This is a genomic window from Paenibacillus agaridevorans (assembly GCF_003112455.1).
Lineage (GTDB): Bacteria > Bacillota > Bacilli > Paenibacillales > Paenibacillaceae > Pristimantibacillus > Pristimantibacillus agaridevorans.
On the sequence record NZ_BDQX01000116.1, the window covers coordinates 1 to 8,232 of the forward strand.

The 8,232-nt window shown below is 50.4% G+C and carries 7 protein-coding genes and 1 pseudogene; 6 read left to right on the forward strand and 2 right to left on the reverse strand.

Going from position 1 to position 8,232, the window contains the following annotated elements:
- Positions 1-300: 300 nt before the first annotated feature.
- Positions 301-924 carry a transcriptional repressor LexA gene (gene lexA, locus PAT3040_RS12155; RefSeq protein WP_087569368.1) on the reverse strand — a complete coding sequence of 208 codons (624 nt, stop codon included), beginning with the start codon at positions 922-924 and terminating at the stop codon, positions 301-303.
- A gap of 260 nt (positions 925-1,184) precedes the next feature.
- Here lexA and PAT3040_RS12160 point away from each other — a divergent pair, with 260 nt between their 5' ends.
- The 4 genes from PAT3040_RS12160 (at position 1,185) to PAT3040_RS12175 (ending at position 3,209) form a co-directional block, all read left to right on the forward strand.
- On the forward strand, positions 1,185-1,457 hold the full coding sequence (locus PAT3040_RS12160) for a LysM peptidoglycan-binding domain-containing protein (RefSeq protein WP_181376582.1): 273 nt from the start codon (positions 1,185-1,187) through the stop codon (positions 1,455-1,457).
- A gap of 181 nt (positions 1,458-1,638) precedes the next feature.
- On the forward strand, positions 1,639-1,845 hold the full coding sequence (locus tag PAT3040_RS12165) for a DUF896 domain-containing protein (protein ID WP_108992921.1): 207 nt from the start codon (positions 1,639-1,641) through the stop codon (positions 1,843-1,845).
- An 80-nt stretch (positions 1,846-1,925) separates the two neighbouring features.
- Positions 1,926-2,396 (forward strand): hypothetical protein, encoded by a 471-nt coding sequence (locus PAT3040_RS12170; RefSeq protein ID WP_246608685.1) that lies wholly within the window; start codon positions 1,926-1,928, stop codon positions 2,394-2,396.
- A 21-nt stretch (positions 2,397-2,417) separates the two neighbouring features.
- Entirely contained in the window at positions 2,418-3,209 is a 792-nt protein-coding gene (locus PAT3040_RS12175) for an HAD family hydrolase (protein WP_108992868.1), read from the forward strand.
- A gap of 90 nt (positions 3,210-3,299) precedes the next feature.
- On the opposite strand, the pseudogene PAT3040_RS38590 reads toward PAT3040_RS12175, so the two are convergent.
- Positions 3,300-3,434 (reverse strand): annotated as a pseudogene (locus PAT3040_RS38590) (acireductone dioxygenase); the annotation flags it as partial.
- A gap of 169 nt (positions 3,435-3,603) precedes the next feature.
- On the opposite strand from PAT3040_RS38590, the gene metH reads away from it, so the two are divergent.
- Both metH and rnz read left to right on the forward strand, forming a co-directional pair.
- On the forward strand, positions 3,604-6,984 hold the full coding sequence (metH, locus tag PAT3040_RS12185; protein ID WP_373271283.1) for a methionine synthase: 3,381 nt from the start codon (positions 3,604-3,606) through the stop codon (positions 6,982-6,984).
- A 120-nt stretch (positions 6,985-7,104) separates the two neighbouring features.
- Positions 7,105-8,070, forward strand: coding sequence for a ribonuclease Z (gene rnz / locus PAT3040_RS12190; protein WP_087569365.1), 966 nt, complete (start codon positions 7,105-7,107; stop codon positions 8,068-8,070).
- Positions 8,071-8,232: the final 162 nt, after the last annotated feature.

Below are 8,232 nucleotides of genomic sequence, written 5' to 3' on the forward strand. Positions count from 1 at the left end.
AGACGCAATACTACGACTACCTAAGCAAGCATTAGCATGTCTCCGGATTTAGGGGGTCTAACCGCACAATGAAACGACAGACTCATACACGACCTTATTGGCATCATCATCGCGCATATTGGCTCCATTACGACCCAATAGCGCCTTTCCTGTCAGTGAGGTTAAAAATCGGTCAATTAGCGTCGCTGGTGTCTGTTAGATTTTTAAACCTTTTGTTCACAAATCTCGGAGTTGCATCATTTCCGATACAATAAAAAAGCCGATATGGAATTGTCCATACCGGCGTTGCCGCGTTGCTGCTTAATGGATATCTCTGAATAGTCCGATGACCTTGCCGAGAATAGTGACGTTCTGCAAAAGAATCGGCTCCATCGTCTCGTTTTCCGGCTGGAGACGGATATGATTTTTCTCTTTGTAGAACGTTTTGACGGTCGCTTCGTCGTCTTCTGTCATGGCGACGACAATCTCTCCGTTATTGGCCGTCTGCTGTTGGCGTACGATGACGTAGTCGCCATTATGTATGCCGGCTTCGATCATACTCTCGCCAATAACGTTAAGAATGAACACATTGTTATTGTCGCCAACATAGTGGGCAGGAAGAGGGAAGTAGTCTTCTATGTTCTCCGTAGCAGTGATCGGTACGCCGGCAGTTACCTTACCCACGATAGGAACTTGTGTAACGGGCATCTGGATGACGTTGTCATTATCGTCCTGGCTCAAAATCTCGATCGCCCGAGGTTTCGTAGGGTCGCGTCTGATAAATCCCTTTTTTTCCAGGCGGTCCAGATGTCCATGTACCGTCGAGCTGGACAGCAGGCCGACCGCCTCAGCAATTTCTCGTACGGAAGGGGGATAACCTTTTTCTTTAACTTCTTGCTTTATAAAGTCAAGGATCGAATTTTGCCGTTTGGAAATCTTCGACACGTTCATCATCTCCATTCATCTTATTGTGTCAAATTATAGCATAGAACCGCCGTTCGTACAAACATAAGTTCTTAAGCTCAAACGTTCGCATTTTATCGTTGACGGAAACGTTTGTTCGTGTTAAATTAAAAACAGAACAAACGTTTGGGGTGCTGACAATGATGATAATGAATCCAAGTACAAGCTCATACCGTTCCATATACCGTGGTAATATCCGCGAAACCAAGGAGCTTGCTCAGCCTCATTGGATGATCAGGCATATGGCAAAGCTGATGATTAGTTTGATCGTGTTTACTCTTGTTTTCAGCAGCTTTCTTATAATCGGTACAAATGCTTCCAGCACGGTCGTTGAGGGGCCAAGCGAATCGGAGCAAGTCGTGACGGTAGGCAGCGGAGACACGTTATGGTCCATTGCCAGTTCGTTTAAGAACGGCAGTGATATAGGTTATCTTGTTTTCTCGATCAAGAATCGCAATAATTTGGACAACGTGACGATACATCCAGGTCAGAAGTTAATTATTCCTGATATTTGATGAAGTTGTAATAGCGATATTTTTTATACTGAGTGCTTAGAGATTTCCCATTCTTTAGGGAGATCTCTTTTTGTGTATTATAGAAAACTAGTTGCGTTTGGGGGCTTCGCCTTGACAATGCCTTATTGAAAATGTCAAAGTAGGAGTAATGTGTTCGCAACATGAGAGAGGGGTAATGAAATTGGATTTTGATAGTCTGATTGCCAGAATCAACGAGCTTTCCCGCAAAAACAAAACCGTCGGCTTAACGGATGAAGAGGTGAAGGAACGAGATGTGCTTCGCCAGAAATATCTGAACAACTTCAAAGCTAACTTCAAGCAACAGCTTGATACAATCAAGTTTGTCGAGGATGAAGAGAACGAAGGCAACGGCGGCGTCAAACATTAAGAGCTCCTTTCCGGAGCTTGCTATTATATGAAGGAGGAATCCATCTGTCACGGTCCTGGGAGCGCAAGGTGCGCAAAAACATGTCTACTATTAATAAGCAACGCAAGAAGCACGGTGAAGGCCAGTTAGTGATGAATGCAGAGAAGGCGGATCGATTTACCGGCCGCAATTTTTTGCTGCCGATTTTATTGATTTTGTTTATCGGCGCGTACATCGCGATTATGTCGGCAGATCCCAAATTCGTTATGACGACGATGAGCTGGGTAACGATCGGTATGTATTTTTTGCTCGCAGCCCTCTTTTTTTTCCGAAAGCCCTATCTTAAGATCGGCAAGGATTATGTGCAGTCTCGCCGGATGACAGGCGACAAGCGGCTTAATGCGGCGGATATCGGTTCCATTCGCGTACAAGACGGTTATGTGACGATTGTGCCTAAAAAGGGCGGCGGCTGGACGTTCTCGCGTCTCCTTAATCGTTTCAATACGGCGGCGATGACCGACAAAATGAAGTCGTTTGCTCAAGTACACGGCATTACATTCGAGGAGAAATAAAACAGGGGAGAGATACAGGACATGGCAGCAAAGCAAGCGGTATTATTTGACCTGGACGATACACTATTGTGGGATGACCGCAGCGTCAGAGAGGCTTTCCGTGCTACCTGCGAAGCAGGCGCTGCGGCTACTGGCTTAAATCCGGACGAGTTGGAGGAGGCGGTACGCAAGGAAGCAAGAGCCTTGTACGAATCATACGAAACCTTCCCGTTTACGAAGATGATCGGCATTAATCCTTTTGAAGGACTTTGGGCGAATTTCACGGCAGGCGAGCAAGTTGAGTTCCGCAAGCTGCAACAACTGGCTCCGGGCTACAGGAAGGCTGCTTGGACACAAGGTCTTAAGGAGCTTGGCGTCGACAACGAAGAGCTTGGCGCAACGCTTGCGGAGCTGTTCCCGGCAGAACGACGCTCGCGGCCGCTTGTTTACGATGAGACATTCCGCGTATTGGATGCGCTCAAAGGGAAATACAAGCTGCTTCTGCTTACCAACGGCTCACCCGATCTCCAAAAGGAGAAGCTTGACGGAGTGCCCGAACTTATTCCTTACTTTGATCATATTATTATTTCGGGTGAATTCGGACAAGGGAAACCGGCTGCGCCTATCTTTAAGCATGCGCTGGAACGTCTCGGCATCGAACCGGAGCATGGCATCATGGTCGGCGACAAGCTGACGACGGATATACTTGGCGCCAATACGATCGGAATGACATCGGTATGGATTAATCGTCATGGCGCGACTCGCACGGACGAGATCGTACCGTCTTACGAGATTACCCATCTGGAAGAGCTAATTACCTTATTGGAGCAATAATAGCTGTTATGGACTCATATTTATAACCAAAAAAAGCCCCTCTGCAGCATTTGAAGGCCGGAGGGGCTTGCCGTTTATCTGGCGGAATCCTTACTTGCCCGATTGGAATTGTTTATCTGCGAAAGGAAACGTTAGCCAGCCTTCCGTCTCGATGAAGCGGCGAACTGCTACAATCTGGCGGCTGTCCATTAGGGTGAAGAAGCGAGGTTTGTGCTCCGGTACCGAAAATGTCGATGAACGAACCTTTTCAGCTAATGGCTATTCTGTTAAACTATTTGTTAAACTAAACGGGTGCATGAAGGATGCATATGACGTGTAGGAAGGGTGTAAGGAATTGTTGAGAAGGACTTTACAACAAGCGCTTAAAGAACGGATTTTGATTCTGGACGGCGCTATGGGAACGATGATTCAGCAAGCCAACTTGACGGAGGACGATTTCGGCGGCGCGGAGCTGGACGGCTGTAATGAGATGCTCGTTCTGACGCGTCCCGATGTTATTCAATCGATTCATGAGCAATATCTGGAGGCCGGAGCAGACATTCTGGAGACGAATACATTCGGCGCTACGAGTGTCGTTCTCGAGGATTACGACATCCCCGAGAAAGCCAGAGAGATCAATCTGGCCGCGGCGAAGCTGGCGCGGGATGCTGCGGACAAATACAGCACGCCGGACAAACCGCGTTATGTTGCAGGTGCACTTGGGCCGACAACCAAGACGTTGTCGGTGACCGGCGGCGTTACATTCGACGAGTTGATTGAAAGTTATTACGAGCAAACGGTGGCTCTCATTGAAGGCGGCGTGGATGCCATCCTTCTGGAGACATCTCAGGATACACTCAACGTTAAGGCAGGCAGCATCGGCGTTCGCAATGCATTTGAGACGACGGGGATAACGCTTCCGATTATGATCTCCGGAACGATCGAGCCTATGGGAACGACGCTTGCAGGTCAATCCATCGAATCGTTTTACATCTCGCTGGAGCATTTGAATCCCATCTCCATCGGTCTTAACTGCGCGACGGGCCCTGAGTTTATGCGCGATCATATTCGAACATTAAGCGAAATCTCGAGCGCGGCGGTCAGTTGTTATCCTAACGCCGGCTTGCCGGACGAGAACGGGCATTATCATGAATCGCCGGAATCATTGGCCAAAAAAATCGCCGCATTCGCCGATCAAGGCTGGCTTAATATCGCCGGCGGCTGCTGCGGAACGACGCCTGCCCATATCAAGGAGCTTGCCGAGACGTTGGCGAACTATTCGCCGCGTTCGAGTGAAGGCGCCCATGCCGACGCGGTATCCGGCATTGACACCGTCTATATCGAATCGGACAACCGTCCCTATATGATTGGCGAACGGACAAATATTTCGGGATCCCGTAAATTTAAACGTCTTATTAAGGAAGAGAAGTTCGACGAAGCATCGGAGATTGCCCGTTCGCAAGTGAAAGGCGGCGCGCATGTCATCGATATCAACCTGCAGGATACCGATATCGACGAAGCGTTCGCCGTGCACCAATTTCTGCCGCAAGTCGTCAAGAAGATTAAAGCGCCGCTGATGCTGGACTCAACTTATGATCATATTATCGAGCTGGGTCTCAAATATTCGCAAGGCAAAGCGATCATCAATTCCATTAACCTGGAAGACGGGGAATCGAAGTTCGAGAAGATCGTCCCCCTGATTCATCGCTACGGCGCGGCAGTCGTCATGATTCTGATCGACGAGCGCGGCCAAGCGGTGTCTCGCGAGGCGAAAATGGAGGTCGCGGACCGATCTTATCATCTGTTGGTTGAGAAGTATGGCGTGAACCCGCAGGACATCATATTCGACCCTAACATGTTCCCGATCGGCTCCGGGGATCCGCAATACATTGGTTCTGCCGTGGAGACCCTTGAAGGGATAAGGATGATCAAGGAGAAGTACCCTCGGGCCAAGACGATACTCGGACTCAGCAACATCTCCTTCGGCTTGCCGGACGCGGGACGCGAAGTGCTGAATTCCGTTTATTTGTATCATGCGACCAAGGCAGGTCTCGATTATGCCATCGTAAATACGGAGAAGCTGGAACGATATGCTTCCATTCCGGAGGAAGAACGTCAACTCGCAGAAGCTCTGATCTACAATACGAACGATGATACGCTGGCAGCGTTCGTGGCGGCATTCCGTAACAAGAAAGTCGAGAAAAAAGAAAAAATCTCCAACCTTTCGCTGGAAGAGCGGCTCGGCTCGTATATTGTGGAAGGTACTAAAGAAGGATTGATTCCCGATCTGGACGAAGCGCTAAAAAAATACGCGCCTCTTGATATTATCAATGGCCCGCTGATGAAGGGGATGGAAGAGGTCGGCCGGCTCTTCAACAACAACGAGTTGATCGTTGCCGAGGTGCTTCAGAGCGCCGAAGTCATGAAGGCGTCCGTCACGCATTTGGAAAACTTTATGGAGAAAAACGAAACGGCCGTCAAAGGAAAAATTATTTTGGCTACGGTTAAAGGCGATGTCCACGACATTGGCAAAAACCTGGTTGAAATTATTTTGTCCAATAACGGCTATAAAATCATTAATCTGGGGATTAAGGTGCCGCCTGAGCAGCTTATCGAAGCTTACCGCAAAGAGAAAGCGGACGCGATCGGTCTGTCCGGTCTGCTCGTGAAATCCGCTCAGCAGATGGTCATCACCGCACAAGACATGCGGAACGCCGGCATCGATGCGCCGATTCTGGTCGGCGGAGCCGCACTGACCCGCAAGTTCACGAAGACGAGGATTGGTCCGGAATATGATGGTCTCGTGCTTTATGCAAAGGATGCGATGGACGGCCTCGATATAGCCAACAAGCTAATGGATCCCGAGCACCGGCAGAGGCTGGAAGAGGAGCTTGCAGCTTACAAGGCGTCTGGAGCCGCATCGGAGGAAACGGAGAAGCAGCTGCCCCAGTTATCGCGTGCTGTCCGTTCGAAGATATCGCCTGATGCCCCGGTATTCGCGCCGCCGGATACAGATCGTCATGTCCTGCGCGATGTCCCGATCCCGCAGATCGTGCCTTACGTCAACATGCAGATGCTGCTTGGCCATCACTTGGGACTTAAGGGAACGGTAGAAAAGCTGCTGGCCGAGGGGAACGAGAAGGCGATCCATTTGAAGGCAACCGTTGACGAAGTCATTCGTGAGGGTAGCAAGGAAGGCTTCTTGAAGGCGCAGGGGATGTACCGTTTCTTCCCGGCCCAATCTTCGGGCAACGACGTTATCATTTACGATCCTGCCGATCATACGAGGGAAATCAAACGATTTACCTTCCCGCGTCAGCAGGTTGAGCCATTCCTCTGCCTTTCCGACTTCCTTAAGTCGACGGAGAGCGGCGTAATGGACTACGTCGGCTTCCTGGTTGTAACCGCCGGGGAAGGCATTAGGGATCTGGCCAATCGTTGGAAGGACGGGGGGGATTATCTGCGCTCCCACGTGCTGCAGTCCGTTGCATTGGAAGTAGCGGAGGGGTTGGCGGAACGCGTCCATCATATGATGCGCGATATTTGCGGTTATCCGGATCCTGCCGAGATGACGATGAAGCAGCGGCATGGCGCCCGATATCAAGGGATTCGGGTATCGTTCGGTTATCCGGCATGTCCGAATCTGGAGGATCAAGGACCTCTCTTCGAGCTCATGAAGCCCGAGGATATCGGCGTTGAGCTGACAGAAGGTTTCATGATGGAGCCGGAAGCTTCTGTTTCCGCAATGGTGTTCGCTCATCCGGAGGCGCAATATTTCAACGTGGAGAAAGTGTAAGACAAAGAAACGATAGAAAGCGAGCCTTCCCCGTTTCGGCCCTTATGAGCCGTAATGAGGAGGGCTCCTTTGGTCAAAGCTGTTATTGGCAGATACGTCAAATATCGTTGGAGGAAAACGATGAAGGTATGGTTTACGGGTACCGGCGCAGGCAGACCGAATAAACATCGGAATGTGACAGGCGCAGCGCTGCAACTGCCTGAGCCGCATTGCGCTTGGTGGTTGTTCGATGCGGGCGAGGCAACTCAGCATCAACTAATGAAGTTGCCCCTGAAGCTGAGCAAGCTGGAAAAAATATTTATTACGCATCTGCATGGCGATCATCTCTATGGCTTGCCAGGGCTGCTCAGCACACGATCCTTTGACGGAGGCGTCAGCAGGTTGGACCTGTACGGTCCGATTGGTTTGAAGAAGTACATCGAGACAATCTTTCAATTGACGGGAACAACGCTTGATTACGAGTTGGTTATCCATGAATTGGCTGAAAACGCCAGCGATGAAGTCGTCTATAATGGCCCTGGGTTCAAGGTGGAAGCGAAACCGCTTTTGCATCGAGTATCTTGCTTCGGCTATAGAATTACCGAAAGCGATGCGCCTGGCCGGCTGCTGACGGACAAGCTGCAACAACTCGGTATCGAGGCTGGTCCGTTATATGGCCGATTAAAACGCGGCGAAACCGTGACTCTGGCGGACGGGCGCGTAGTGACTCCGGCTTCCGTTACGGATGGGATCGTGCCTGGCCGGATCGTGACGGTGCTTGGCGACACCAGTCCTTGCGCTAACGCCTTGTTGCTTGCAAGGGGAGCGGATCTGCTCATCCATGAAGCGACGTTTGCAGCCGGAATGGAAGCGAAGGCTCATGAATTCGGGCACAGCACCACAAGCGAAGCTGCACTTGCTGCTCGAGAAGCGGGAGCGAAGCGACTGCTGATGACTCATTTCAGCGGGAGATACAGCAACGAAGAGCTGGTGAATTTGGAGGGGGAAGCTCGGATGGTGTTCCCCAACAGCGCGGCAGCGCTTGATCTGGGCTGTTATGAGATATTGCGGAAGGTTAGCGGCGAAGAGCGAGGTTGTCCGGAATGACGCAATAGATCGAACGTATATTCTAATTCTGTATAGTATGTTAAAATGACAACAACGAATGACTAGGCGCGGGGAAGCGCGGGGAACGGAGAGTGGCAATGATGAACACCTGGACGGGCAGGGCGGCCAGTCTGGAGGATTGGCTCGGATACATAAAGACAG

Bases quoted from the DNA above. Each gene is read 5' to 3' on its own strand.
- PAT3040_RS12160 (WP_181376582.1), top strand. From the start codon at position 1,185: ATGGCAAAGCTGATGATTAGTTTGATCGTGTTTACTCTTGTTTTCAGC.
- PAT3040_RS12170 (WP_246608685.1), top strand. From the start codon at position 1,926: ATGTCTACTATTAATAAGCAACGCAAGAAGCACGGTGAAGGCCAGTTA.
- PAT3040_RS12175 (WP_108992868.1), top strand. From the start codon at position 2,418: ATGGCAGCAAAGCAAGCGGTATTATTTGACCTGGACGATACACTATTG.
- metH (WP_373271283.1), top strand. From the start codon at position 3,604: ATGGGAACGATGATTCAGCAAGCCAACTTGACGGAGGACGATTTCGGC.
- rnz (WP_087569365.1), top strand. From the start codon at position 7,105: ATGAAGGTATGGTTTACGGGTACCGGCGCAGGCAGACCGAATAAACAT.